Annotated in this window: 24 protein-coding genes and 1 pseudogene; 9 read left to right on the forward strand and 16 right to left on the reverse strand. The window is 61.2% G+C overall.

From position 1 onward, the window contains the following. Positions 1 to 7: 7 nt before the first annotated feature. The 6 genes from LSQ66_RS10225 to LSQ66_RS10250 form a co-directional block, all read right to left on the reverse strand. On the reverse strand, positions 8 to 1,093 hold the full coding sequence (locus LSQ66_RS10225) for an SGNH/GDSL hydrolase family protein (protein ID WP_231769671.1): 1,086 nt from the start codon (positions 1,091 to 1,093) through the stop codon (positions 8 to 10). Between the two features lie 19 nt (positions 1,094 to 1,112). Further along, entirely contained in the window at positions 1,113 to 1,430 is a 318-nt protein-coding gene (locus tag LSQ66_RS10230; RefSeq protein ID WP_231769672.1) for a HigA family addiction module antitoxin, read from the reverse strand. A gap of 20 nt (positions 1,431 to 1,450) precedes the next feature. After that, positions 1,451 to 1,720, reverse strand: coding sequence for a type II toxin-antitoxin system RelE/ParE family toxin (locus tag LSQ66_RS10235; RefSeq protein ID WP_231769673.1), 270 nt, complete (start codon positions 1,718 to 1,720; stop codon positions 1,451 to 1,453). 48 nt (positions 1,721 to 1,768) lie between these two features. Continuing rightward, positions 1,769 to 3,034 (reverse strand): alpha/beta fold hydrolase, encoded by a 1,266-nt coding sequence (locus LSQ66_RS10240; RefSeq protein WP_231769674.1) that lies wholly within the window; start codon positions 3,032 to 3,034, stop codon positions 1,769 to 1,771. A gap of 2 nt (positions 3,035 to 3,036) precedes the next feature. Beyond that, entirely contained in the window at positions 3,037 to 5,382 is a 2,346-nt protein-coding gene (locus tag LSQ66_RS10245) for a TonB-dependent receptor domain-containing protein (protein ID WP_231769675.1), read from the reverse strand. A gap of 126 nt (positions 5,383 to 5,508) precedes the next feature. After that, entirely contained in the window at positions 5,509 to 6,576 is a 1,068-nt protein-coding gene (locus tag LSQ66_RS10250; RefSeq protein ID WP_231769676.1) for a non-reducing end alpha-L-arabinofuranosidase family hydrolase, read from the reverse strand. A gap of 252 nt (positions 6,577 to 6,828) precedes the next feature. On the opposite strand from LSQ66_RS10250, the gene LSQ66_RS10255 reads away from it, so the two are divergent. After that, positions 6,829 to 8,189, forward strand: a protein-coding gene (locus tag LSQ66_RS10255) for an IS3 family transposase (RefSeq protein WP_231765893.1) whose coding sequence is annotated in 2 segments (ribosomal slippage) — positions 6,829 to 7,308 and positions 7,311 to 8,189 — 1,359 coding nt in all. Because the reading frame shifts where the segments join, the coding sequence is not laid out codon by codon here. 193 nt (positions 8,190 to 8,382) lie between these two features. Here the strand turns inward: LSQ66_RS10255 and LSQ66_RS10260 are convergent. Further along, positions 8,383 to 9,456, reverse strand: coding sequence for a GGDEF domain-containing protein (locus tag LSQ66_RS10260; RefSeq protein WP_231769677.1), 1,074 nt, complete (start codon positions 9,454 to 9,456; stop codon positions 8,383 to 8,385). 205 nt (positions 9,457 to 9,661) lie between these two features. Here LSQ66_RS10260 and LSQ66_RS10265 point away from each other — a divergent pair. Next, positions 9,662 to 10,471 (forward strand): annotated as a pseudogene (locus LSQ66_RS10265) (integrase core domain-containing protein). Positions 10,472 to 10,701: 230 nt separating this feature from the next. Here LSQ66_RS10265 and LSQ66_RS10270 read toward each other — a convergent pair. The 3 genes from LSQ66_RS10270 to LSQ66_RS10280 form a co-directional block, all read right to left on the reverse strand. Further along, the gene (locus LSQ66_RS10270; RefSeq protein WP_231769678.1) at positions 10,702 to 11,886 is read right to left on the reverse strand and encodes a DesA family fatty acid desaturase; all 1,185 of its coding nucleotides are present in this window, start codon (positions 11,884 to 11,886) and stop codon (positions 10,702 to 10,704) included. Between the two features lie 25 nt (positions 11,887 to 11,911). Next, the gene (locus LSQ66_RS10275; RefSeq protein WP_231769679.1) at positions 11,912 to 12,547 is read right to left on the reverse strand and encodes a hypothetical protein; all 636 of its coding nucleotides are present in this window, start codon (positions 12,545 to 12,547) and stop codon (positions 11,912 to 11,914) included. A gap of 317 nt (positions 12,548 to 12,864) precedes the next feature. Continuing rightward, positions 12,865 to 13,080: a hypothetical protein gene (locus LSQ66_RS10280; protein ID WP_231769680.1), complete on the reverse strand. Its 216-nt coding sequence runs from the start codon at positions 13,078 to 13,080 to the stop codon at positions 12,865 to 12,867. 256 nt (positions 13,081 to 13,336) lie between these two features. On the opposite strand from LSQ66_RS10280, the gene LSQ66_RS10285 reads away from it, so the two are divergent. After that, on the forward strand, positions 13,337 to 13,561 hold the full coding sequence (locus LSQ66_RS10285) for a hypothetical protein (RefSeq protein ID WP_231769681.1): 225 nt from the start codon (positions 13,337 to 13,339) through the stop codon (positions 13,559 to 13,561). Between the two features lie 311 nt (positions 13,562 to 13,872). Here the strand turns inward: LSQ66_RS10285 and LSQ66_RS10290 are convergent, their stop codons facing one another. Next, positions 13,873 to 14,022: a hypothetical protein gene (locus tag LSQ66_RS10290; protein ID WP_231769682.1), complete on the reverse strand. Its 150-nt coding sequence runs from the start codon at positions 14,020 to 14,022 to the stop codon at positions 13,873 to 13,875. Positions 14,023 to 14,131: 109 nt separating this feature from the next. Further along, entirely contained in the window at positions 14,132 to 15,433 is a 1,302-nt protein-coding gene (locus LSQ66_RS10295) for a cation:proton antiporter (RefSeq protein WP_231769683.1), read from the reverse strand. Positions 15,434 to 15,756: 323 nt separating this feature from the next. Here LSQ66_RS10295 and LSQ66_RS10300 point away from each other — a divergent pair, with 323 nt between their 5' ends. Beyond that, positions 15,757 to 16,065 carry a transcriptional regulator gene (locus tag LSQ66_RS10300; RefSeq protein WP_231769684.1) on the forward strand — a complete coding sequence of 103 codons (309 nt, stop codon included), beginning with the start codon at positions 15,757 to 15,759 and terminating at the stop codon, positions 16,063 to 16,065. Positions 16,066 to 16,144: 79 nt separating this feature from the next. On the opposite strand, the gene guaA is transcribed toward LSQ66_RS10300, so the two are convergent. Together guaA and guaB are read right to left on the reverse strand one after the other, a co-directional pair. Further along, positions 16,145 to 17,755, reverse strand: a complete 1,611-nt coding sequence (guaA, locus tag LSQ66_RS10305) for a glutamine-hydrolyzing GMP synthase (RefSeq protein ID WP_231769685.1) — start codon at positions 17,753 to 17,755, stop codon at positions 16,145 to 16,147. An 85-nt stretch (positions 17,756 to 17,840) separates the two neighbouring features. Beyond that, positions 17,841 to 19,301 (reverse strand): IMP dehydrogenase, encoded by a 1,461-nt coding sequence (gene guaB / locus LSQ66_RS10310; RefSeq protein ID WP_231769686.1) that lies wholly within the window; start codon positions 19,299 to 19,301, stop codon positions 17,841 to 17,843. A gap of 133 nt (positions 19,302 to 19,434) precedes the next feature. Here guaB and LSQ66_RS10315 point away from each other — a divergent pair, with 133 nt between their 5' ends. The 5 genes from LSQ66_RS10315 (at position 19,435) to LSQ66_RS10335 (ending at position 25,270) form a co-directional block, all read left to right on the forward strand. After that, positions 19,435 to 19,938, forward strand: coding sequence for a DUF4124 domain-containing protein (locus LSQ66_RS10315; protein ID WP_231769687.1), 504 nt, complete (start codon positions 19,435 to 19,437; stop codon positions 19,936 to 19,938). A 94-nt stretch (positions 19,939 to 20,032) separates the two neighbouring features. Beyond that, entirely contained in the window at positions 20,033 to 20,446 is a 414-nt protein-coding gene (locus LSQ66_RS10320; RefSeq protein WP_231769688.1) for a GntR family transcriptional regulator, read from the forward strand. Positions 20,447 to 20,448: 2 nt separating this feature from the next. Next, positions 20,449 to 21,363: an ABC transporter ATP-binding protein gene (locus LSQ66_RS10325; RefSeq protein WP_231769689.1), complete on the forward strand. Its 915-nt coding sequence runs from the start codon at positions 20,449 to 20,451 to the stop codon at positions 21,361 to 21,363. A 9-nt stretch (positions 21,364 to 21,372) separates the two neighbouring features. After that, entirely contained in the window at positions 21,373 to 23,214 is a 1,842-nt protein-coding gene (locus LSQ66_RS10330; RefSeq protein WP_231769690.1) for a hypothetical protein, read from the forward strand. Positions 23,215 to 23,233: 19 nt separating this feature from the next. Further along, positions 23,234 to 25,270 carry a S9 family peptidase gene (locus LSQ66_RS10335; protein WP_231769691.1) on the forward strand — a complete coding sequence of 679 codons (2,037 nt, stop codon included), beginning with the start codon at positions 23,234 to 23,236 and terminating at the stop codon, positions 25,268 to 25,270. On the opposite strand, the gene LSQ66_RS10340 is transcribed toward LSQ66_RS10335, so the two are convergent. Continuing rightward, entirely contained in the window at positions 25,267 to 25,548 is a 282-nt protein-coding gene (locus LSQ66_RS10340; RefSeq protein ID WP_231769692.1) for an RnfH family protein, read from the reverse strand. The genes LSQ66_RS10335 and LSQ66_RS10340 overlap by 4 nt on opposite strands. Beyond that, complete coding sequence (locus tag LSQ66_RS10345; RefSeq protein ID WP_231769693.1) at positions 25,541 to 25,972, reverse strand: type II toxin-antitoxin system RatA family toxin; 432 nt, start codon at positions 25,970 to 25,972, stop codon at positions 25,541 to 25,543. The genes LSQ66_RS10340 and LSQ66_RS10345 overlap by 8 nt, the downstream gene beginning before the upstream one ends. Positions 25,973 to 26,000: the final 28 nt, after the last annotated feature.

Raw genomic sequence — 26,000 nt, forward strand, 5'->3', positions numbered from 1 at the left:
GGCTGGCTCACCACCCCATCGCGCGCTGGATGTGCGCTGCGAGCTTCGCGGCCATGTCCTTCTGCTGCACCACGCGAGGATGGGCCCCGTATCCGGTGTACTCGAAGAAGATGGAGTCGATGCGCTCATCGCCACCCCGCCGCAGGCGCTCCACGGCGGCCTTCACATAGCCCGGCCATTTCGAGCCGGGACGCGTGGCATCCATGCTTCCGAGTGCACAAACGATATAGGCCTTGGGATAAGCTTTCCGGATCCGCTGTACAAAGGTTTCGTAGGCGGCGATCCGCTGCTCCTCGTTCGGCTCCGGCTGCAGCCGGTGCCGGTCGTCGATAAGCCATCTGTCGTTCTGCATCAGGTTGATCACCACGACATCCGGCGTCCAGCGTGGAAACTCCCAGCGCGTATCGTTCTTGCCGACCGCGCTCATCTGGCCATAAAACTCCGGCATCGTGAAGGGGAACCAGCTGATCATCACGCCTATGCCGCTCTGCGACGTCATGTGAAGCTCCGCACCCAGCTTGCGCGCCGCGATCGACGCATAGGACATGTAGCTGTTCTTGTCCCGCAAGGCATCGTCGCGGCCATTCACGGGGGCCTCGTTGCCGAGTCCACTGGTGATGGAGTCTCCGAATACCTCCATGCGGCGCGCCGGCCGTGGCGGCGGTGGCAGCAGCTGGCCGCCATCGGACAGCTCAAAGCCGCGCAGCACGGTTGCGCCCTCTGCGCCCTCGGTGCGTTTGGTGATCAGGAAGCTGTGCGGTCCCGGCTTCAGGCCCGTTGCCAATACATAGGTCTTGTTCCCGCGATCCGCCTGCAAGATCAATGGCGCGGCATCGTCGCCATCCAGGATCACATTGAAGTAGTTCTGGCCTTTCTCGTCGTCCAGGGTCACGGCCAGCGATGTGCCAACGAAGTTTGCCGCGACGGCCGTCGACGGCCAGCTGATCACGGGCGCACGCGGATCGGTAAAATCCACGCGCCCCGTGTAGAGAAGGCCTTTGTCGTCGGCTGGAACAGCCACGCCGGCGATTGCCAGCGAGGCATGCAGCAAGCAGCTGAGGGCCGTGAGAAATATGATTGCGATACGCTTCATCCGGGGCTCACCTCAAGTCTCAGGCAGGAATCGCCTTATCCCGTGCAAGCGGCTTAATGACCTTGGCGATGGCTTTCCCCGCCGTCATTTCGGCAGTACGCAAATCGTAGGCGCTCTGAAGATTCAACCACCCTTGCGCCTCGCTCCCGAAATAGCGCTCCAGCCGCAGGGCAGTATCCGCCGTTACACCACGTTCGCCTTTGATAATCTCGCTCAGGCGCGAGTAAGGAACATGCAGCGCCAAAGCCACCGAACGCACACTGACGCCCATAGGCTTAATATAGTCCTCCAACAAAATCTCCCCGGGATGCACCGGACGCATGCCATTCTTGAACATGATGTACTCCGTTCCGTTCTTCAGTGTGGATCCTCAATCAGTACGTCATAGGGACCGTTCGGCCCCCATTTGAAGGTCAGACGCCATTGGTCGTTGATACGCACATGCCAGGCCCCGTCGTACTCTTTCAGGTCGTTGCCAGGCGGAGCCTTCATAAAGTTCAGTGAAGGGGCCGCATCAAGCTGCGCCAGCTTTCGCTCAGCTGCACTCTTGATGTTGGCAAACCTGCGGCTCTTACCCGTTGTGAACAAGGTTTCGGTGTCAATGCACGCAAAGGACTGGATTGCCATACTCAAATATTATCTGTTATCCGGTTAACAGTCAACCAGCTCCAGCGTTTACTGTGCAAGCGAGTCCGCCAGCTCGGCCTTTTTCATGTTTTCCTCGTAACCCGCCAGCGCGCGGGCGTCCTTCCCTTGCGACCGTCCAAGCGACAGCGCGCGCTGGAACTGGGTTTTTGCCAGCTTCGGCTGCTTCATCGCCAGCAGGGCTTCGCCATAGCTGTCGTACGCATTCGCCGAGTCGGGATGGGTTTCGACGTTGAACTTCATCAGCACCGGCGCAAACTGCGCCCTCTTCGGCTGCCGAAGCAGCTCGTACGCCATGGCGTTGATATCGGCCTCGCCAAGCTGGCTCGCTTTCAGCCTGGCCGACACCATGGACTCTGCGTCCCCCGGCACAAGCAGAGCAGCCTGGTCGACCGCGTCGAGGACACCTTCACGGGCCAGTTTGCGGGCTTTCCTTTGGGCCTGTGCGGAAGCGCTGGCAATCACCTGTTCGACCGCGCGGATCACCAGCTCCGGCTCATCGAGCTGAATATAGTGGCCGCTGTTCGAGGTGACGACATGGCTGCCGTTGGAGAATTGGCGGAAGAACTGTTCGTGCAACAGGCGCCAGGCCGCCATGCCGGATGGCGTATGCAGGAGGAACTCGGGCTTTTCGTACACCTTGGCGGACGTCAGCACCACGGTCGGCACATCCGGCAGCGGCACGCCCTGGGGCAAGGCGCCTGCATCGAAGATCTGCTGAACCAGTTTGTACTCGGCCTTGAAGGCCGCGGGCGTGAAGCCCTCGAAGGCTTTCTGGTCTGCGGCAAACCTGGTCGCGTCGATCTTCTTGAGCGCAGCGTCCATGCCTTCTGCGCTTGCATCCACAAACACCATTCCGGCCACTTCAGCCGGATGGTGCGCAGCAAACTGGCGCACCAGGAAGCCGCCATAGGAATGGCCGACCAGGATGAACGGCGGTTTCAGTTCAGCCGCCTTGACCATCTGTTCAAGCTCCGCCCCGCTCTGCTCCAGCGTGCGCGGCTCCGGGCGCGCATCGGACTTGCCGACACCGGCACGCGAGTACACAACCACCTTGGCCGACTTCGACAATGCTGGCGCCACCTTCCTCCACACACTCAGGTCGCCTGCGAATCCCGATTCGAAAATGACTGTGTAAGGCCCGCTGCCTGCGGTCTGCATATCCAGGGCATAGCCGCCGATGCGCAGGCCGGGCTTCGGTGCATCGGCGGGAAGCGCCTGCGCATTGCACAGCAGACTACCCATCCCAAGGGCGAGCAACAAGAGGGAGGTCCTGACAAATTTCTTGGTATGCATTCCTAGTCTTTCTTCTCTGGCGCCGGCTTTTCTGGCTGGCTTGGTTTATTTTGCTGCCCCTGCATCATGCGCATCGCATCCTTCGCGGCTTGGCTGTCCGGATTCACACCGGCCGCCTGCAGGGCATTGCGCACCGCATCGTTGCCTGTCACGCCGCCGAAGGTGTAGCGCAGGCCCACGTACAGGCGCCGCTGATGCACCTTCGTGTCGATGCGGTCGCGCAGGGTATCGGTCTCGACGCGGAATCGCTGGTCGGTGGTCTGGAACACATCGTTGGCGCGCAGATTGAGCGACAGGCGGGGCGTGAACTTGTGCTCCAGCGCCAGGTTCACGATGCTGAACGGCTCGCGGTAGCCTTCGCCCGACAGCTGTTTGCCCTGGCGGAAGGTCATGAAGGTCAGCGTATCTTTCGGCGAAATCGTCCACTGCGCCCCACCCTGCAGGTGCAGCGACGGCGCGCGGCGCGTTTCGCCGGTCGGGCCCATGGCGCCCAGGCGGTCCTGCTCCACGAAGCCCCAGTTACCGTTGAACATGAACCGGATCGCAGGCAGCGACATGCCCTTCCACTTCATATTGGGCGGCACCATGGCCATGATCGAGAACTCGACGCCGCCCGCCTTGCGGTCGCCCTCGTTTTCCTTGGTGGTCAGCAGCGCCGTTGGACTGATGAAGGTGCGGCGCTCGGTGATGACGTCGGATTCATGGCGCAGATAGCCGCGCAGGCTGGCGGGCATCAGGCCCATCATCTTGGTCTCGTAGCCCAGTTCCAGCGAATGCAGCTTGACCGGATGCAGGCGCGGGTTGCCGGAGCTGACGTAATACTCGCTGGCGTAGTTGATGAAGGGGTTCAGGTCGCCGGCATTCGGGCGCGAGATACGGTCCGAGTACGAGAAGCGCAGGTTGGAGAACTGGTCCAGCTTATAGGTCAGGAACAGGCTCGGAAGATAGTTGGTGTAGCTGTTGCTGGCCTGGACGTCCGTGGTCACCTGGTCCAGATCCAGTTCGGTGTGCTCCATGCGCAGGCCGCCCTTGAAGGACCACTGCTTGTTCAGCGGCAGGTCATAGGTCGCGTAGGCGGCGGTGACATCCTGCTCCAGCTCGAACAGATTACTGCGCCGGGTGTCGAGGGCGCCGGTGTCCAGGAACAGGTAGCGGTAATCGCTGGCCTGGCGCGTACGCTGCCAGCGCCCGCCCGCGGTCAGGAAGCCGGGACCAGCCTTGCCCGAGTAATCGGTGCTCAGGTCAGTCAGGCGCACGCGGGTTTCAACGTTCTGGGTGTAGTTGCGCAGTATCGGCGCGCCGCTGGACGGCAGCGCGATGGCCTGGTACAGGGCGGCCGTGTCCACGTTGTTGGTGTTGGACGAATGGCGCAGGTCGACCTTCAGGCTCTCGCCGTCGGTGCTGAAGCGGCGTTCCCACCCTGCCACCACTTCATGATTGAGCGCATCGCCGCTGCCCGTGCGGCGGGTCAGGTAGTCCACTACCGGCGTGCTGCCGGTGCGGAAATCCGTCAGATGCTCATTGCTGCGGGAATCGTTGCCGCGCTTGTTGACGGACAGGGAGCCGGTCAGCGTGTCGCGCTCGTTGTAGTTGTAACGTCCGCCCACGCCGCCCTGGATGAAGTCGGTGAGGCCGCTGCGCTGCATGGTCTGGCGCAGGCGGCTGACGCTGCCGTTCGCCGGGTCGATGCGCTCGCGCGTCTGTTCCGTGTCGGTCTCGTTGCCGTCGCGGCGGTAGTTGAAGGTGCCGTTCACCGACGCATACCCGGAACTGTAGCTGCCGTTGGCGAAGGCGTTCTTGCGCCCTGCGGGGCCAACGTTGCCGGCCACGCTGCCATTGCCGCCCGGCTTGGTGTAGCGGCGCGAGATCAGGTTGAGAATGGGGCCGCCGCCAGCTTCGTTGCCAAATTCCGCGCCGGGGTTGTTGATCACCTGGACCGATTCGTAGTTCTCGGCGGGCAGTGCGTTGATGGCGGCGGCGCGGTTCTCGCCCTGCATCTGTGCGGTGGGCTTGCCGTCCACCAGAACGGTCACACGCTCGCTGCCGCGCAGCCGCACGGTGCCGTTGGGGTCCACGTTCACGGAGGGAACGTTGTTGAGCACATCGCCCACGGAGGCGCCTGCCGTGCTGGCGTCGTTCTTGATGTCGTACACCTGGCGGTCGATGCGGTTGCTCTGGCGCTCGCTGACCACGTTCACCACGGCCGCTGGCTGGACAGCCGGTTTCGCTTCCTCCTTGGCCTGCTGCGGCGCAGCCTCGGTGGTTTGGGCCTTTGCTTGCCAGCTCAGGAGCACTGCGGCGATGGCGGCGGACAGGACGGACAGGGAGGGACGGGAGGGCATGGGCATAAATGGATGGCGGTAAAACCGTGGACAAGAAGCCCGAAACCATACCACTTTCCAAAAAAACAAGCTAGCCTAACGGCAACACCCGTGGATTCGCCTGGATGGAAGCGTGGGTGCCGGGCCGGCGAATCAGCGGCAGAGCGTGCTGACTGGATTGCTCCCCTGCGCCGTGAGGACGCCCAGGCGATAGGGGATTTTGATGTAGTCGTCCACGCGCACTGCCGGGTCATTGCCCTGGAAGAGATATTCGAGCGGCCGGCACGGATCGATTGTCATCGTTTGATCGGCATTCGTACGAATCATCTCGCCGTGGGAGACGCCTTCCGACCAGAGGCCGTCGACGTTGTTGCTGCTGGCAAAGGCGTTCATTGGCGCGGAAGAGAACGGCTCCCATTTTCCGTCCAGGCTATTGCTCTTCCAGATGCGGAAATAGCGTCCTTTCGGCGAAATCGCTTCCACCAGGGTGATGTAGGTGCCTGTGTTGGCGATCCTGTAGGTATTGCTCGCCTCGAACAGATCCTCCGTTTTTTCAGTCATGACGGCGACGGTGTTACGGAAGCCGTTCGGGAAGCGGTCAATATCGGTTTCGGAACGCAGCAGACGGCCATGGTCATCGGTGTTAAACAGATAGCATTTTTTGTCGTCGCAGATCACCCAGAAATCCAGCCAGCCATTACCCTGCGGTGGCTTGATCAGGTCGGGGACGGCGGCAAAGAACGGCTTCGGCGCGCTCCAGGACATCGGATCACCGATATCGTCGGACGTTGAATAGAGCGGATCACCACCTTGGTACACGAGATACCATTTCTTCTGCGGCGCAAAATAGAATACTTGCGGAGCAGCGCGATAGCCTGGACCTATCGGGGATTTGGCAAGCGGGACGATTTTCGCCGAGGCTGCATTCGACCACGCGTCAAAGCTTGTGTACGCGATCCCCCACCCGCTGGACCCGGCGGTTGTCATGAACACGTGATATTTGCCGTCCACGTAGACAAGCGAGGGATCTTTTACACCATAGATTGCCTGGACTGGATCTGGTTGCGGGGATATTAGCGGCGCGCTCGACGTCCAGTGAAACGCCGTCTTTGCGGGCGCCGCCCCAGGCTCGGCACTATCATGAGCAATCGCATTGCTTCCCCAGAGCCCAGCCAAGGCAGCCGCCAATGCTGCCTTGCAGCTGCATTTTCCAAACACCATAGTTTTCCTCAAAGTGATTTAAACCGATCAAGGAAGGCCTTGGACCTGCGCCGGAAATTGGGATTACCATCTTCTCCTTGTTCGCACTGGCCCCCTGCTCCCTCGCTTTTTTGCGTTTGATTCTAACGGCCGCGATCGCGACCGTCTTTTGTGTTTTTCGCCAATGGCTGACATGTTTTTGAACTGCTAAAAAATAATGGCCCCAAATGAACTGAACCCCAAGAGTTGGACACCAACTTTTGGGGTTTTTTCATGACGAAGTACGATGAGAAGTTCAAGCTAGCGGTAGTTCAGCAGTACCTGCGCGGCGGGGCCGGTTACAGGACGATCGCGCAAGAGCATAGGGTCGCATATGGGATGGTGCGACGCTGGGTGGAGTCGTTCCGGGCCCATGGTGTCGGAGGACTCAAGAAGAAGTTCAGCCACTACAGTGCCGAGTTCAAGCTCTCAGTCTTGCGGCACATGTGGGAAAATGAACTTTCATACGGTCAGACGGCCGCTCAGTTCAATATCCGCAATCCTGGCATTCTGGCTGCTTGGGGGCGTAGTTACGAAAATGGCGGGCTGGATGCCCTGCAGCCCGGCCAACGAGGAAAACCGAGCAAGATGGCAACCGCAACGGAAAAAACAGAAGATTCCCCCAACGATGACACGCGCACCCGCGAGGAGCTGCTGGCGGAGGTAAACCATCTCCGCATGGAGGTGGCATATCTAAAAAAGTTGCGAGCCTTGGTTCAAGCACAGCAGAAGGCGACTCCCGCCAAAAAGCGCAAGTAGTGCAGGAACTAAGGCAGCAGTATCCAATTGCCGGATTGTTGAAGCTGGCAAAGCTGCCGCGCAGCACCTTCTACTACCAGCAGAAAGTGCTTCAAGGCGGCGACAAGCACGCGCAGGTTAAAGAGCAGATCAAGACGATATTTAATCGTCACCAGGGACGTTATGGCTATCGCCGCGTCACTGCCGCGGTGCGTCAGCTGGGTCTGCTGGTCAACCATAAAAAAGTACAGCGCTTGATGGGAACGCTGGGACTGAAATCGCTGGTTCGACCCAAGAAATACCGATCATTCAGGGGCGAGGTGGGGCGTGCTGCATCGAACGAGCTGAACCGCCAGTTCCAGGCCGATGCCGCCAACCAGAAGTGGGTTACCGATGTGACCGAGTTCAATGTGGCCGGCAGGAAGCTGTATCTTTCGCCTGTGCTCGATCTCTACAACGGCGAAATCGTCGCCTTCGAAACCGCCGAGCGTCCCAAGTTCGAATTGGTCAGCTCAATGCTGAAGCAGGCACTGGCGAAACTCGGCCCCAACGACAAACCGATGCTTCATTCCGACCAGGGGTGGCAATATCGTATGCCCGCCTACCAGCGTCAGCTCCACCAACGCGAGCTGGTGCAAAGCATGTCGCGGAAGGGAAACTGCCTCGATAACGCGGCGATGGAGAGCTTTTTCGCGGTGTTGAAGACCGAGTTCTTCTACCTCAATAAGTTCAACAGCGTCGAGGAACTCAGGGCTGGGCTGAAGCGCTACATCCATTACTACAACCATGACCGCATCAAGCTCAAACTAAAAGGGCTGAGCCCGGTACAATTCCGGACTCAGCCCTTGGCTGCCTAACTAAACTGTCCAACTCTTTGGGGTCAGTTCAAAATGGGGCCATTAACATTCACCAACGACAATGTCGGCTAATCGTCTGTCACTCCCACTCTATTATTTACGGCAGACCGAAGTCCTGGATCTATCTGACTTTTCAGTCGTAGTCGTGCAGCAATACCATTCAAAGTACCATCCTTTAACCACAGCGCTCGGTTCAATGCAAGCGGCTCCGCTTTTGTGCGTACATTTGCTCGTCCGCCAAGAGGACGTAATGCGACAGCGTCTGTTCCGCGCTGGAATCGACCAGCACCACGCCGGCACTGATCGAAACGCAATACGGCCGCTCCTGCATCAAGTTGAATGCGCGCAGATTGGCCTCAATCCGCGACAGGATGACCTCTGGCTGCTCGTCGTCAAGGGTATATGCGACAAATTCGTCGCCGCCGAGGCGTGCCACGACATCGGCATGGCGGAACGACTGGCGGAACACAAGGGCGGCGTCACGGATCATGGCGTCTCCGGCCTCGTGCCCCAGTTCATCGTTGACACGCTTCAGGCCATCGATGTCGGCGAAGATAACGGCGCTCTTTGTACGTCTACGCCGTGCCAGCTTATAGATCTGTTCGGCCTGCAGGAAAAAGCCGCGCCGGTTGTACAGACCCGTCAGCATGTCGGTGAGCGACAGCATCCGCATTTCGCTCACCGCCTCGTCCCTTTGTCTTAATTCTTTGGCATGGGTCACTGACGTGTCAACGATTTCCTGTCGCTGTTCACGCAGGAGCCGCTCGAGTGAAGTGTGCGACTCGATTTTTCCCAGCGCTGCCCCAGCCAACTGCAGAACGTATGAGAGCGTGCGTTTGTATGCCTCCTGCGTCGCTGTATCGACGTCATGATTCCAGCTGACCGCGAGGACCACTGCTGCGGCCTGCGCCGGCACAGCCAGCACCAGCCTGCGCGCCCCCTCGTATTCAAGCTGCTCTTCGCTATTGGACTGAACGTCCGCAGCAGCTACCGCGTCGGCGCTCATGCGCACGGCGGCGCGGTATAGCGGATGAGCCGTACCGACCGAATGCGCAATACCGTGGCTGTCGAACTCGACGAGATCCATCCGATCGCTTCGCAGGAGCAGCAAGGCTGAGTCGAACCGGACCATTTCCGCCAACGCGCGGCCGATCAATGCCAACGAACCCTGCGCCTCGTCGGTCTGGAGCAGGTCACGCGCCAGTGTCAACAGTATACGCAACTGGGCCGGTCCGAGCTGCCGCGTTTCCACCCGATGCTTTCTCATATTGCATCACCCTTCATGCCAGTCTTCCAATCCGGCATTTCCACGATTCTTCTCTTCATTCGCGTGCTGCACTGAGTGTATGACTTTTCCCGCGCATGCGTCGGCCTTCTTCCTGTGGCAGGCTCCGATATGAAATTGATCTGCTGTGAAAAAACTGGGCACTTTTGAGCGCGAGTTCGGTCCTATCCCGTAACCGGGAAAGGAGCTGAGCAGGAAGAGAAAAAATTTTCCAGCGGAACAGATTGTAGCCGTCCTCAAGCAGGCCGAATCGGGATGGCTCTGGGCGATATCGTCCGGCAACTCGGCACTGCCGAACAGACCTTTTACCGCTGGTAAAAGCAGTGTGGCGGCCTGCAATCGGAGGGCGTGCGCGAACCCAAGATCTTGCAGGATGAGAAACCGCGCCTGAAAAAGCTGGTGGCGGAATTGAGCCTGGACAAGGCTATCTTGCAGGACGTCGCGTCAAAATAGTGGAGCGCAGTCACCCGCCAGGCTCGCATCCAGCCACGCCGGCAAAACGAGGCCTGGAGCATGGATTTCGTGGCTGACCAGTTGGCGGGCGGAACCCAGGTACGGCTGCTGACGATCACCGATATCTTCAGCAGGGAGTCGCTTGCCATCGTGGCCGGCCACCGCCTGCGTGGCGATGATGTCGCCGCTGCGCTGAACCGGCTTGTCGAGAAGCGAGCGCGCCACGAAATTCCTGTTCGTGGACAACGGCAGCGAATTTTCAGGACAACTGCTCGATCTAGGGGCTTACCACCACAAGGCCAAGATTGATTTCAGCCGTCCAGGCAAGCCGACCGCCAACTGCTTCATCGAAACGTTCAACGAATCGCTGCGGGATGAATGCATCAACGTCAACTGGTTCACTTTCCTGGCCGAGGTCCAGGCGGTCGTCGAAACGTGGCGCGTGGACTACAATGAGGTTCGGCCTCACATGACTCTCAATGACAAAACGCCTTCCGACTTCGCTGGAACCGCAGGGCTTGGGGAGCCCGAAAAGGACGACTAACCGACCGAATTCTCGACCGTAAAGTGTCCATGAAATCCAAGCGGATCACGTCCACGCACGGTCACACTCTCCTCCCCTTAGACCGCAGGTAGTCGGGAGAGTCCTTGGAGCATGGCGGGACGGGCGGTTCAATGCCTTGGGAGATGCAATAGCGTACTGCATCCTCCAGGGCGCTGTCGTTGAGCAAAGCTTGGCATGCAGTCGAATGAATCAGTGCAAGGTTCATGTCGCTATCCATAACTTGCCAAATACCTGGCAAAGCGCTGAAGCGGACGCGGGCCGGAGCGCTCTGCATTCACGCACCAGGCCTGCAGGCCCGCCAGAAGCTCCCCTTGCGTGGCCGGCGAACGCTCCCACAACTTCTCCAGCGCCTGCCGCGCCATATGCATGGCAGAGAGTCGGGCACTTTTTCCTGTAAGCTGTTCCAGCTCTGCCCGTTGCGCCTCCGTAAGCCGCCAGGGTGCATGGCGTAACAGACGTTTCGCCCGGACCAAAGTCTCATGCGGGACCAACTTGGCCAAGCCTGCGCGTTCTGCCCGAAACACATCCAGCGTCGCGAGTGTCAGCTCGCGCGTCAATACCGCACGATTGCCCAATACCAACTTCAAAGTCGCCAAGGTCGGCACGAACTGCCCAGCACATCGCATCAAGCGCTGCGGCGGGCGCCGGAGCGATGCCAGGCGCAACCAGCGCAACATGCTGATGTAGATCCAGCCAATATCCAGTTCGAACCAGCGAACCGAAAACCTTGCCGAAGTCGGAAAAGTGTGATGGTTGTTATGTAGCTCCTCCCCGCCGATCAGCAGGCCCAACGGAACGATATTGGTTGCGGCTTCTTTGCAGTCGTAATTGCGATAGCCGGCATAGTGCCCCAAGCCGTTGACAACACCGGCGGCCAGGACGGGAATCCACATCATCTGGCAGGCCCACAGCGTCAGGCCCGGCGCCCCAAACAATCCCAGTTCGATCAACAGCAGCAAGCCCACGCCTTGCCATGTGTAGCGGCCATAGATCCGTCGCTCCAACCAGTCTGCCGGACCACCACGACCGTAGCGATCCAGCATCGCAAGGTCGGCTGCGGCATCGCGGTAAAGTTCAGCTCCGCGCCACAAAACCTGATTGATACCGCGCACAATTGGGCTGTGCGGATCCTTCTCCGTTTCGCAATGGGCGTGATGGCAACGATGCACCGCCACCCATTCCCGCGTCACCATCCCCGTTGTCAGCCACAGCCAGAAGCGGAAGCAATGTTCGACGATCGGGTGCAGTTTCAGGGAGCGATGGGTCTGACACCGATGCAGGTAGACCGTCACAGTGACGATCGTCATGTGCGTGGTTACGAGTCCGATCAAAAACAGCTGCCACCAGCTTAACGCGAGAAGACCTTCAGCCACCCAGTGCAAATACATTTCCATGCTGGCGCTCCTTCACGAGGCTGGCCTATAAGTTCGGGTGGCCGGCGGCAAACGCGATCGCGTCACACAGTTGACCATACCGATAGCCGCCATAGAGGAAGTGACCCTCGATATAGGCGATACCATGCATCTTCATCGTGCTTTCGTCTTCGTCGGTTGGGTGATATGCAGCGCGCCAGCTCGGTTGGAACGCATCATTGCGCACGAAGCCAGCTTTGGCGTGTTCTGCGACTGCATAATCCAAGGCATCCCGAAATGCATCGTATTGGTACTGTCGGAATGCGTATCGCCTTCCATCGAACGATATTTCATACTGTGCCGCCAGGCTTTCATCCGATTCCTGGCCCGTACTTGTGTCGCCCGTGTTCTCCACAATCTTTCTCCCTAAGCTATCGTTCCCGTTCATTACGAGGATCTGGCGCCGGGCTTTTGACGTCGCATCGATATTGGCGTCCTCTTGGGACCCGAAGGCATCTTCCGGGAAAACAATCGACCGCCTTATCGTGTCGGGCCATTGCAGGTTCGTGCAATCCGATGTTGGCGGCATATGTTTGAGTATGGCTGTCGAAGCGTACTTCAGTGCGCCGTCCTGGCACCGGAACTCAGCACACCTGAGCAGGATATTCCATCCCTGGAACCACGTTGTTGAACGTTGGCGCATGGCACACTCCTTCGCTCGCATTCAGTGACAGACTCGGAGAGGTGGCGGCAACGAGCGAACCTTCCTCCCCGGCGCAGCACGACAACCACGTACCAGACGCAAGTGCAATACAATTTCACGACGATTATGGGCTTGGACGCGATTGCATTGTCACGTTGCAATGCTGAGGAAGACCGGCGCAAATTTGATATTGGCGCGGCGTCTGCTACCCACTATACGCCCACAAGCGAGATTCACCTAATGGATTCGCCGTTGCCTGCGCGCGCTATCGCACGTTGATCACAACGCCATCCTGTGTCGAGCGTGCAAATCGCTCTTCACACATCGGCATCTGGTGAACGAGTTCCCGACGACGCCCAGTGCTTCATTGCTTCCGCTTCACATGCGGCAATGCGCTCTTCGCGCGCAGCGGTTGGATCGCCGCCGTTTTCAACCTGCCCGGCAGCGCGTTCCGCATCGCAGTGCGCGCCTTCAGCTTCGGCCCTCCCGCCAGGTTTTTCGGTAGCGGGCGGCTCTAGCATGTCCTGCACCATGGCGCGCAGTTCTTCAGCTCGGACGGCAAACGGCGCCGCCTAATCCTGCGCACGCATCGGCCTGCTGGAGATCGTCCGCCGGGCCTGGAAGGGAACGCGCCAGTACTCGCTGTAGTTCTGGGCCAGTTGCGCACGGACTGGATGCGGATTGCCTGCACCTTATCCTGCGCTGGCCACGATATGAAATCCCGATGGCCCGAGCATGCGGGACATGCTAACTTCATATTCTGGAAACTTTATGCGATGTGAGGAAATCATGGAAACCATCTATTCCGACCGACGGCTCGACCAGAACCAATTTCGCCACCTGCAACATGCGCTCGAGCTGCTGCGCACTCATGGCTGGCGCTATGCAGTCGTATATTTGCGCAACCAGCGGATTGCCGAATCCACGCTGCAGCGCGTGCTATTTGGCGAATGGCAGCGCCGCCGCGCATCGTCGAGAAAACTCATTAAGCGGCACAACGTCGCTGCTGCCTGACGAATAGCCCTATCGTCGCGGCGACGCTCGCGGCAACGGTTAATCGCTTCGTAGAAATCGTTAGGTGTTCGCCGGGAAGGCATCTATATTGGGTTCACCGCGTATCAAGTACCGCAAAAGATTTGCCGGTCTCTCTCCTGTCTCGCCCACGCCGCGACTCCCGCCTGATTCCCTTACTGACTGTGCTCGCAGAGGGGGCTCCCCCCTTCAGCCCACGATCTTCGATTGGTGCAGCGATTCGGTATTGAGTTCGCTGCAGGAACTACTTCTACGGCATCTATCGTTACGATTGCCTGAGCGATGCCTGCACCTCAGCCCGCCTTGCGCCGCGACATGAAGTCTGTCAGCACAGCGTGCAGATCGCGCACGCTGCACAACACTTGAATCTGTGTCAAGAGCGCCGCATGGTCGATGGGAAAGGCAAAGCCTTGAAAACGCGACCCGGTGGGCGAATCGGGCACTACGACATCTTTCCTGAAAATGCCCCAACCTCTCTCGCATTCAAGCGCATTCCGCTGAGCAAATCTACAATGCCTCGTGCTTGATGACGAGTTGCCCAACGTAGCAGGCTCATTTCGCGGCGTGCCGCTCATACCAGGACATTAACGACTGCACCGTGATCCCATGGAACAGAATCGAGGCGGCCACAGTGGCCAACGTCAGGCTCACCAAATCAGGCGCGAATTCCGCGGCGACGCCGTGGTTCAGTGCAAACATCAGGTAGTAAATTGAGCCGATCCCCCGAATGCCAAGCCAACCGACGAGGATTTGTTGGTATGGAGGACTGTCGGCACCAATCATTCCGAGCACCACCGATGCCGGGCGCACGACAACGAACACCACTGGCAAAAACCACCATAGATTCGCGGAGCTTCCGATCGAGGGCAGCATGACGCCAACCATCATGACCATGCCGAGTTCGGCAAACCGTTCAAGCTGCTCATTGAATGCGCGGACTGCCTGGGTCATGACACCGCTGGCGTGATGCGAATGGGTAGCGGGATCCACGGCGACGCGCTCATGCGCACCAGGAACATGGGACAACGGAATCGTTCCCGCCAACGGAAAGTTGCGTGCTCGCCGCAACGCAAGGCCAGCGAAAAAGACGGACATGAAGCCTGATGCCATGCAGGTCTGTGCTGCACCAAATGAGACAGCTATCACGCCTAGCGAGAGAAATTCATCCATGCCAATCGCACTATGGTGTCTGGTGCGCAAATGGATGACCAGCTTCCCAAGCAACGCGCCGACCAGCGTACCAATCAGAACGCCTCCGACCGTCGACCACGCTACATCGGCCACCCACCACCACGCCCCCCAGTCGCCCAGGTCGTACAATTGCATCATCCCTAGCCCCAACAATACCAGCGGAAAGGCGGTGCCATCATTCAGCGCGCCTTCCCCTGCAAGGCTAAAGCGCAGGGGATCATGCCCATCCCCCGGCCTTGACTGGATCGCCGAAGCCAACACCGGGTCCGTTGGTGCCAGAATCGCCCCGAACAAAATCGCCACCCCAAGCGGCATGCCCAGCCCATAGACCGCAATCGCGGCAATCCCCCCTACCGTGACCGCCATCGACAGGAAGGCCAGCCGATACGGTGCAATCCATCGCCGGTCAAGGAGAGGAACCTCCAGCTTCAATCCAACAGAGAATAAGGAGATCAGCAGCGCAGCCTCTGCAACCAGCTCCAGCGAGCTTGCTTGTGCGACGGGGTCAAGTTCAATGACGTCAAAGCCATACGGGCCGAGCAAGACGCCAAGCCCCAGGTAGATCATCGCACCACTGAGCGGCAAGCGCGCAACCAGCGTACTGATCAGCATCATTGCTATCAGAATCAGGCCGCCCAACAACGCCCACGTTCCAATTTCCATCGTATCCCCAGTCGAGCATGAAGGCGTCCCGCGCCCCCCACAGCACGGCCGTTCGTCGGGGGCCCGACGACTTTAGAGGCCGGCGTCGAACTGCGTCATGGACGCCAATCGTCACGCCCCCAGGACGAGCCGTGCAAATGACCATTCCTGGATATACTGAAACGGTGGATTCGGGCGGGGCATTTCAGCCATTGGCACCATCGAAAAATGAATCCCGCGATGCACCATACCATGACCGTCCAGATTGAGCTGTACGGGCTAACCTAACGCTGAAACCGCGGTTAGGAATATACTGAAAGTGCAGGATCACTTTGGGAGGAAGTATGGAACTGCTCGAAACGGACGACATTGCCGAGTTTCAGAAGATTTTGCGCAGGAATCGCTGGACGCTTGCAGACTTTTCTCTCAGCGCCACGGACACAACGGATCCCAAGACCGATGAAGTGCCCGCATTGCAGGGCGAATTGACGGTGCGGCGCAAATCGACGGGACAGACCAAGCAATACCTGATCAGTGACAGCACCTCATGGCTCGACCTGTTCCGAAATGACATCAAGGGTGGCGCCTTTGTTGGCCAGGATGCTTTGCAAGTGCGCCATCGGTCAAGCGGGACGCCCAAACCCAGCCATTGACGTGCGATCGTAGGAATTTGCGGCGCCCAGCAATACTGTCTTTGTAGAACCTGGACGCAGCAAGTAGCATCATTGCAACTCACTCCCACTCGATAGTGGCAGGCGGCTTGCCGCTGATGTCGTAGACCACGCGGTTCAGGCCGCGCACTTCGTTGATGATGCGGTTGGAGACCTTGCCCAGCAGCGCGTGCGGCAGGTGCGCCCACTGCGCCGTCATGAAGTCCAGCGTCTGCACGGCGCGCAGCGCGACGACCCATTCGTAAGTGCGGCCGTCGCCCATCACGCCCACCGATTTCACGGGCAGGAAGACGGCGAAGGCTTGCGAGGTGGCGTCATACCAGTTCTTCGGAATGTTGTCCGCATCCACGCCCTCCACTGCCACGCCTTCATACGGCGTGTTGCGCAGCTCTTCGATGAAGATGGCGTCAGCACGGCGCAGCAGGTCCGCGTATTCGCGCTTCACTTCGCCGAGGATGCGCACGCCCAAGCCCGGTCCCGGGAATGGGTGGCGGTACACCATCTCATGCGGCAGGCCGAGGGCCACGCCCAGCTTGCGCACTTCGTCCTTGAACAGTTCGCGCAGCGGTTCCAGCAGCTTCAGGTTCAGGGTCTCAGGCAGGCCGCCCACGTTGTGGTGGCTCTTGATGGTCTGGCCCTTCTTGCCCTTGCCCGCCGATTCGATCACGTCCGGATAGATGGTGCCCTGCGCCAGCCACTTGGCGTTGGTCAGCTTGCCCGCTTCCACCTGGAAGACTTCCACGAACTCGCGGCCGATGATCTTGCGCTTCTGCTCCGGATCGGTCACGCCAGCCAGATGGCCCATGAACTGTTCGGAGGCGTCGACCTGGATCACTTTCACGCCGAGGTTCTTGGCGAACATGTCCATCACCATCTTGCCTTCGTCCAGGCGCAGCAGGCCGTGGTCGACGAACACGCAGGTGAGCTGGTCGCCGATGGCGCGGTGGATCAGGGCTGCGGCTACCGAGGAATCCACGCCGCCGGAGAGGCCGAGAATCACTTCATCGGAACCCACCTGGGCGCGGATCTTTTCCACCGCTTCGCTGATGTAGTCGGGCATGTTCCAGTCCGACTTGCAGCCGCAGATCTCGTGCACGAAGCGGCCCAGCATGGCCTTGCCCTGCAGGGTGTGCGTCACTTCGGGGTGCCATTGCACGGCGTAGAATTTGCGCTCTTCGTCGGCCATGCCCGCAATCGGGCAGCTCGGCGTGCTGGCCATGAGCTTGAAGCCGGGCGGCATGTCCAGGACTTTGTCGCCGTGGCTCATCCACACCTTCAGCATGCCGTGGCCTTCGTCGGTCACGAAGTCGTTGATGCCGTTCAGGAGCGCGGTGTGGTTGCGGGCACGGACTTCGGCGTAGCCGAATTCGCGCACCAGGCCATTTTCCACTTTGCCGCCCAGCTGCGCGGCCATGGTCTGCATGCCGTAGCAGATGCCCAGCACCGGCACGCCCAGTTCGAACACGGCCTGCGGGGCGCGCGGGGAGTCGCCTTCCAGGGTGGAGTTGTGGCTGCCGGAGAGGATCACGCCGGAAGCGCCGTAGTTGCGCACGAATTCGTCGCTGACGTCGTAGGGATAGACTTCGGAGAAGACGCCTGCGTCGCGCACGCGGCGGGCGATCAGCTGGGTGACCTGGGAACCGAAATCGAGGATGAGGATTTTGGAGTGCATGGATTTTGCGGACTGTGTGCGGTGGCTGACTATGGGACCGGGGACAGACCCCATCCGGGGTCTGTCCCCTGCGGGACTGACTGGCTTACTCCGAACGGTAGTTCGGCGCTTCTTTCGTGATCTGCACGTCGTGGACGTGCGATTCACGCATGCCTGCGGAGGTGATCTCGACGAATTCCGCCTTCTCGCGCAGTTCGTCGATGGTGGCGCAGCCGCAGTAGCCCATGGACTGGCGCACGCCGCCCACCAGCTGGAAGATAATCGCCAGCACGCTGCCCTTGTAGGCGACGCGGCCTTCGATCCCTTCGGGCACGAACTTGTCGGCCTTCATGGTGGCGTCCTGGAAGTAGCGGTCGGCCGAGCCGTCCGTCATGGCGCCCAGGGAGCCCATGCCGCGGTAGGACTTGTAGGAGCGGCCCTGGTACAGGATCACTTCGCCCGGCGCCTCTTCGGTGCCTGCGAACATGGAGCCCATCATCACGGTCGATGCGCCCGCTGCCAGCGCCTTGGAGATGTCGCCCGAGAAGCGGATGCCGCCGTCGGCGATACATGGCACGCCGGTGCCTTCCAGCGCCTGCGCCACATTGGCGATGGCGGTAATCTGCGGCACACCCACGCCGGCGACGATACGGGTGGTGCAGATGGAGCCGGGGCCGATGCCGACTTTCACTGCATCCGCGCCGTATTCCACCAGCGCTTTCGCGGCGGCGGCGGTGGCAATATTGCCGCCGATGACGTCAACGTGCGGATATTTGGTCTTGATGTACTTCACGCGGTCCAGGATGCCTTGGGAGTGGCCGTGGGCGGTATCCACCACCAGCACGTCCACGCCCGCCTGCACCAGCAGGTCGATGCGCTCTTCGTCCTTGGCGCCCACGCCAACCGCTGCGCCCACCAGCAGCTTGCCATGCTGGTCCTTCGAGGCGTTCGGGTGCTCGTGAGATTTCTGGATGTCCTTCACGGTAATGAGTCCACGCAGTTCGAACTGGTCGTTCACCACCAGCACGCGCTCCAGGCGGTGCTTGTTCATCAGGCGCTTGGCTTCGGCCGTGTCGGCGTCTTCGTTCACGTACACCAGCTTCTCGCGCGGGGTCATCTTGGCGCGCACTTCGGCGTCCAGCTCCTGCTCGAAACGCAGGTCGCGGTTGGTGATGATACCCACCACCTTGTTCTGCTCCACCACCGGGAAACCGCTGATGCCGTACTGCTCCGTGAGCTTGATCACTTCGCGGATCTTCATGTCCGGCGGAATCGTGATCGGATCGCGCAGCACGCCCGCTTCGAAACGCTTGACCTTGGCCACTTCGCGCGCCTGGTCTTTCGGCTTCAGGTTCTTGTGAATGATGCCGATGCCGCCTTCCTGGGCCATGGCGATTGCCAGACGGGCTTCAGTGACCGTATCCATCGCGGCGGAGAGCAGCGGGATATTCAGCGTGATATTGCGGGTCAGTTTGGTGCGGAGGGACGTATCGGCAGGCAGAACGTTCGAATACGCGGGGACGAGCAGCACGTCATCGAAGGTGAGTGCTTTTTGGAGTAGACGCATAGTACATTTCCTATCGGCGCAAAAGTGAATTATACAGAAGTTCTTCCCCTTCGTCCTTGCAGGCCAGAAAACATTGACAGCGGCGGCGAATGCGGGTGAAATGGATTTCGAAGATTTCCTCGGAAAAAGGCTTATGAAACAAGGCATTATCGGATGGGCAACAGGCATGGTGCTGGTGGCAAGCTGCGGAATGGCGCAGGCGCAATGGCTGTGGGTGAACGACAAAGGCGTGAAGCAGTTCAGCGACCAGCCCCCGCCTGCATCGGTGCCACCCTCGCGCATTTTGAAGGCGCCGAAGGGCCAGATGCCTGAGCCGGCCAAAACGGACGAGGCGGCTGGAGAGGCCGCGCCCGAGCCGAAAGCAACGCCACGGCCCACGCTGGCCGAGCGCAATGCCGACTTCAACAAGCGCCGCGCGGCTGCAGCCGAGCAGGCGCAGAAGGCCGAGACGGATGCGCGGGCCAAGGCCTCGAACGAGGCCAACTGCGAGAACATCCGCAACAACCAGCGCGCCCTGGAAGCGGGCATGCGCATCAGCAGCTTCGACCGCAACGGCGAACGCGTCATCCTCGACGACGCCCAGCGCGCCGAACAATCCAAGCGCAACACGGCCATGCTCGCCGCCAACTGCAAGTAAAATTTCTTAAAGGGGTCCGTCCCCTTTAGGAAATTTTCTTGACAGAGAGTGCTGGCGGGGATACTGTACTATCCGTATTAGTACAGTGGAGTTGATGATGAACCGTCGTGTACCCTTGATGCTGCAGATCGTCACCGGCGATCCGCGTCCTATCGCGCGCCAGATTGTCGATGGCGTGCGGCGCCTGATCGCAAGCGGCGAGCTGCCCGTGGGCGCGGCCCTGCCCAGCGTGCGCGGCCTGGCGCAGCAGTTGACCGTGAATCCGAATACCGTCGCCAAGGCCTACGGCGAGCTGACCGCCGAGGGCTGGCTGGATGCGCGCGCGGGCCTCGGTCTCTTCGTGGCGCAGCCGCGCCAGCTGCTGTCGAACGAGGAGCGCGAGCGGCGGCTGGACGATGCCGTGCAGCGCTTCGTCGGTGACGTGATCGCGCTCGACCTGCCCGCCGAAACGGTTCTGGACCGCGTGGCAGGCGAACTGTCGCAACTCACTCCCCGCAAAAGCGCCTGACCATGGATTACGCGATCCAGACCCGGGGCCTCTGCCTCCAGTACAAGAATAAGCTGGCCCTCGACCATTTGTCGCTGGCCGTTCCGCGCGGCGGCATCCATGCCATCGTGGGCGCCAACGGCGCGGGCAAGTCTTCGCTCTTCCGGGTGCTGCTGGGATTCCAGTCGCCCACCGAAGGCAGCGCCCATATCCTCGGTTGCGACAGCGAGCAGCTGACGCAGGAAATGCGCGGCCGCATCGGCTTCGTGAACGAGGAACACACCCTGCCCGCCTGGCTGAAGGTGGACGAGGTGATGCAGATGCAGCGCCGCCAGTACGCGCGCTGGAACCAGGCGCGCTACGACGATGTGGTGGGCAATTTCAACGTGCTGCCCGAGCAGCCCATTGCGCAGCTCTCGCGCGGCGAACGGGCCGGGGTGAACTTGGCGCTCGCGCTGGCGCAAAGCCCGGACCTGCTGATTCTCGATGAACCCACGCTGGGCCTCGACGTGGTGGCCAAGCGTGCATTCCTCGAAGCGCTCATGTTCACGGCCCTGGACGACGGCTCGACCATCATCTACTGCTCGCACCAGATGGAGGAGATCGAACGCGTGGCGGACAACCTGATCATCCTCGAACGCGGCCAGCTGCGCCACATGTCCGAACCGGCGGCCTTCTGCGAGCGTGTTGCGCTGTGGGTTGCGGAGTTCCCGTTCAAGCTGCCGGATACGGGCCATCTTCCCGGTGTGCTGGAAATCCAGCGTATCGATGAACTGGTGCACTTCGTTGTGTTCGACCAGGGCGAAGACTTCGGCGCGCGTCTCAAACTGCTGGGAGCGCGCAGCGTCCACCATATGCCGGTGAGCCTGGACCGCGCCGTGAACGGCTTCCTGGCCCAGGGCCACATTTCCACCCGGCGCCTCGCCAGCGTCGCCTGAGGACAGACCATGCGTGAACTCTTTCTCTCCGAATGCCGCCGCTTCCGCATGGCGGCGCTGATCGCCGCCGGCGTGCATCTTACGCTGCTGTTCGTGATTTCCCGCCTCACGCTCGTGATGCAGATGGACTGGCGGCGCCACTTCGTCATGCTCATGGCTTACGGCCTGGCGGGCGCCATTTTCGGCGCCTACCAGTTCGGCACCTACCGCCAGCCCGCGCGCTGGGTGTGGCTCATGCATCGTCCCCTGCCCCGCTGGCGCATCTGCGCGGCGATTGCGTGCGCCTCGGCGCTGATGCTGCTGATCGCCATCGGCCTGCCGGGCATGCTGATGCTGGCCATTACGCAGGCAGCAACCGCGCGCGTGGTCGACGTCCATCACTACTTCATCGTGCTGTATGTGACGCTGTTTTCCATGGCCGCCTGGCTGTGCGGAAGCTACGCAATGCTCAGCCGCAGCAAGCTGGCCATCGTGCTGCTGCTCCTGCCTTGCGTGCTGATGCTGCACCTGGCATCGGCATTCAGCATGCTCGCCGTGGGCGCCGCCACGGTGCTGCTGCTTGCGGCTATCGCCTACTTCGCCATGAAGCCGAACCGCTTCGCGCCGCCGCAAGGCACTGCCGCCACGCTGGCAACCGCGCTGCCCTTGCAGATCGGCTTCTATTTCGCCCTGCTGTGGGCTGGCGGCTTCGGAGCGCAGTACCTGATGATCATGGCGGGCACGCATCCGCTCAATTCCTCCGTTGCGCCAGCAGGCGGCTTTGTGGAGGCCGTGCGCGCCAAGCACCGGGACCTGATCGCCAAGGGGCTCGACGCCGCGTCCGACCCGCGCGCGGCGCAATGGAAGGCGCAGCTTCCCGCTGCCGTCGTCACACCGGTACGCATCGAGTATCCGCGCTTCCCAGTTCTTCATGAGCTGTCGCTGGACAGCCCCATGGCATGGTACGAGGAGCCCACCAATACCATCTGGTCTTTCAGCCATGACCACATGGCCTTCCAGGGCCAGGACATGTTCACCGGCGCGCCTCGCGGGAAGCTGGGCATGGATGGCGCCAGCCAGCCTTTTGCCGCGCCGCCGGTGGTGGACCAGAACGGCATGCAGCTGGTGCTGCCGCACGAGGTGCTGGCCTTCGATTCGAAAGCGCGGCGCTGGCAGCCGATCATGCGGCTGCCAGGCGGCGAAACCGTGCTGGGCCTGCGCACCCGCGTCGAACCCGCGAAGTACCGCCACGAATATGCGCTGACGACGAAGCGTTTCATCGCGTGGCGGGATGTGGCGGGCCCAATGCAGCAAGCAGAGGAACGCTACAGCATCCCATTGCCGGGCGCCCCCGCCGAAGTACAGCGGGTGGATATCGCCACGCTTGCGGATGGCGAGATCGTGTCCTTCCTCTTCGGCCGCAACACCATCGACGGCGCTCCGGACGGTGTGCAGGTAGTGATGCGCGTCGATGCAAACGGCAAGGCGGAGCAGCTGGCCCGCCGCCCGCTGAATCACGACTACCCCATGCTGTTCGAGCACCGCGAGTGGTGGCTTTCGCCTCCCCTGCATGCGCTGCTTGCCCTGCCCGACCTGCTGCTGGACCAGGGCGAGACCATGCCACTGGATACGGTGGCGATGGCGCGCCCGCCTGGGGCATGGGCGGCGTCGCTCACGGCATCGCTGCTGTCCGCACTGGGAGCGTGGTGGTGGCTGCGCGCGTCACGCGTTCCGGTCCGCAGCAAGGCTGTCTGGATCACGTGCTGCCTTGTCATCGGTGTTCCCTGCCTGCTTTGCCTGCTCGTGATGCAGGAACGCCTGTCCCCCGCGGTACGCGCCCGGCTCCATGCCGGGCTGCCGCAGGCTGCCTGACCTTCTAAACGGAGACCCCATGAAAACAATGACCCTGCTGCTGCAGGCGGGGCGCGCTCGCGCCTTCGTTCTGCCATTATTGCTCCTTGCGCTGCCCGCGAGCCACGCTGCCGCGCCAGCGCCGACGGACCTGAAGGCCATTGCCGCGCGCAATGCCGCACTCCCCGCCACCCCGCCTCTTACCACCGGCGACCTTATGCGCCGCTCGGCCCTGCGCGAGGTAAAGATCTCACCCGATGGCTCGCTCGTGGCCTATCTGACGATGGAGGGGCGCGACATCTCGCTCGATCTCTACGACACCAGCACCCGCCAGAGCAGGCGCCTGGTGCCGAACACGGGCCGCGCGGAACTGGGCTGGTCCACCGACGGGACAGCCCTGTTCCTCGACACGCCCGCAGGTCTGTCGGTGGTCGATATTGCCGACGGCAGCAGCAGGAAGGTGATGGCGTTCGACAGCGCGCTCACACAGCGCATGGTCGCCGTCGATGCAACGCACCCGCGCCACGTCATTGCCGAGGAATGGGACCGCAAGGCCTCGCGCTACCAGCTCTTCCGCCTGGCCGCCGACGGCACGCGCGAAACCCTGCATGAAGACAAGCGCCCGCTGCGCGAGTTCCTGCTTGGCCCTGACGGAAAGCCCGCGTTCATCAAGACCTGGGACGAGCAATACACCCAGATCGTGTCCCACCGGCGCGGCGGTGAATGGAAGGAAGTCACCCGCTGCAAGCGCCTGCGCTCCTGCAGGCTGATCTCGGCCACACCGGATGGCAGCAAGCTGGCGATGATGGTGAATGAAAATGAGGACCGCAAGGCCCTGGCCGAAGTGGATACGGCCAGCCGCAGGCAGCGCATCCTGCACACCGATCCGCTGGCCATCTCCGACCTGCGCAACGTGATTCTGGACCGCAGCACCGGCCAGCCGCTGCTGGCGACCTACGAGCTGCCCCTGCGCCGCCACGCAGGCCTGACGCCGGAGGCGCAGCGCGCCGCGGCAGCGATCGCCCAGCGCTTCGGGGACGCCGCCATTGCCATCGATCCTTCGAAAGGCGCATGGCTGCTCGCGGAAGGCGGCTCGCGGCTGCCGCAGGAGCGCTTCTGGCTCTACCAGCCCGCAAGCGGAAGCTTCGAGGAGATTCTTGGCGCCGAGCGCGAAGGCAACAAGCCGCTGCCCGAAGCGCAGCTGGCGGCCAAACATCCCGTGAGCTACCGCGCCTCGGACGGCCAGACGATTCACGGCTACCTCACCCTGCCGCCGGGCCGCGCTGCGGCTGGCCTGCCGCTCATGACGCTTGTGCATGGCGGCCCGTGGGGCCGCTTCGAAGGCGACTATATGAGCCTTGTGCAGCTGATCGCCAATCGCGGCGTGGCCGTCTTCCAGCCCAACTTCCGCGCCTCCACCGGCTATGGCGACAAGTTCATGCTGGCGCCGAAGGCCGATTTCGGCAATGGCCGAGTGCAGCGCGACATCATCGAAGGCGTGGAATGGCTGCTGGCGAACGGCATCGGCGACCGCAGCAAGCTTGGCATCATGGGCGACTCCTTCGGCGGCTATTCGGTGCTGCTGGCGTTGACGCATACGCCAACGATGTTCCAGTTCGGGATGGCGACGGTGGCCCCGCCCGAGTTTTCCGCCACGCTGGCCCTGGCCGCGGCGGGCGGCGAGGATGCGGACAGCGAAGTGCCCTATGCCATCCGCTTCAAGGAAATGGGCATCGCCTACGACGATCCTGCCGCCATGCGCCGCATCGCGGAGGAAGCGCCTGCCGCCCACCCCGAACGCGTGCAGCGCCCCCTTGTGATGCTGGCAGGCGGCAAGGACAAGAAGGTGGAGCTGAAGACAATCACGGCCTACGCGGAGAAGCTGCACAGCCTGGGCAAGCCGGTGACGCTGCTGGTCGATCCGGACGAAGGCCACAATCCGCGCAAGCCCATGACGCGCGACGCCTATGTGTACCTGCTGGAGCAGCAGCTGCACAAGTACTTCGGCACGGCGGCGCCCTCGGAGCCCTCCGAAGCCCTGCGCGGCTACCTGAAGCAGAACACGCGGCTTCCCTAGGTCTTCTTCGCGCGCCGCCTGCGTGCGTCCTTGGGATCGGCGATGAGGGGGCGGTAGATTTCGATGCGGTCGCGCGCGCGCACGACCGTGTCCAGTGTTTTCTTCTTGCCGTAGATCCCGACCGGCATGGTGACGAGATTGATCTCTGGCGCGTCCTGCAGCACGCCGCTGATTTCGATGGCCTGGCCGATGGTCGTGCCCTCGTCCACTTCCAGGGCGCGCAGCAGCGGCACGGGGCCGGGCGCGTAGCAGACGGAGATCTTGATGCGCTCAGCCATAGACGGTTTCGGCGCGCTTGGTGAAGGAATCGACCATGCTGTTGGCGATGATGCCGAACACGGGGCCGATGACTTGCTCCAGCAGGCGGCTGGAGAATTCGTATTGCAGGTCCAGCTCCACCTTGCAGGCGTCCGCCCGCAGGGGTTTGAAGGTCCAGGTGCCGTGCAGGCTCTTGAAAGGACCGTCCACCAGATTCATCTTGATCATGGTCGGCGGCGTATTCACGTTGGACGTGGTGAAATGCTGCTTCACGCCGTGATAATTGATGCCCACGCTGGCCACCACGCTGTTTTCGCCGCGCTCCCGCACTTCCACGCCGCCACACCAGGGCAAAAATGCGGGATAATCTTCGACCTTTGCCACCAGCTCGAACATCTGCTCTGCGCTGTAGCCCAGAAGTACGGATTTATGTACTACTGCCATTGCTTAACCGTTTGTTATGATGTTGGAT

Origin of the sequence: Massilia endophytica (genome assembly GCF_021165955.1) — a bacterium.
In the GTDB taxonomy this organism is placed as follows: Bacteria; Pseudomonadota; Gammaproteobacteria; order Burkholderiales; family Burkholderiaceae_D; genus Rugamonas; species Rugamonas endophytica.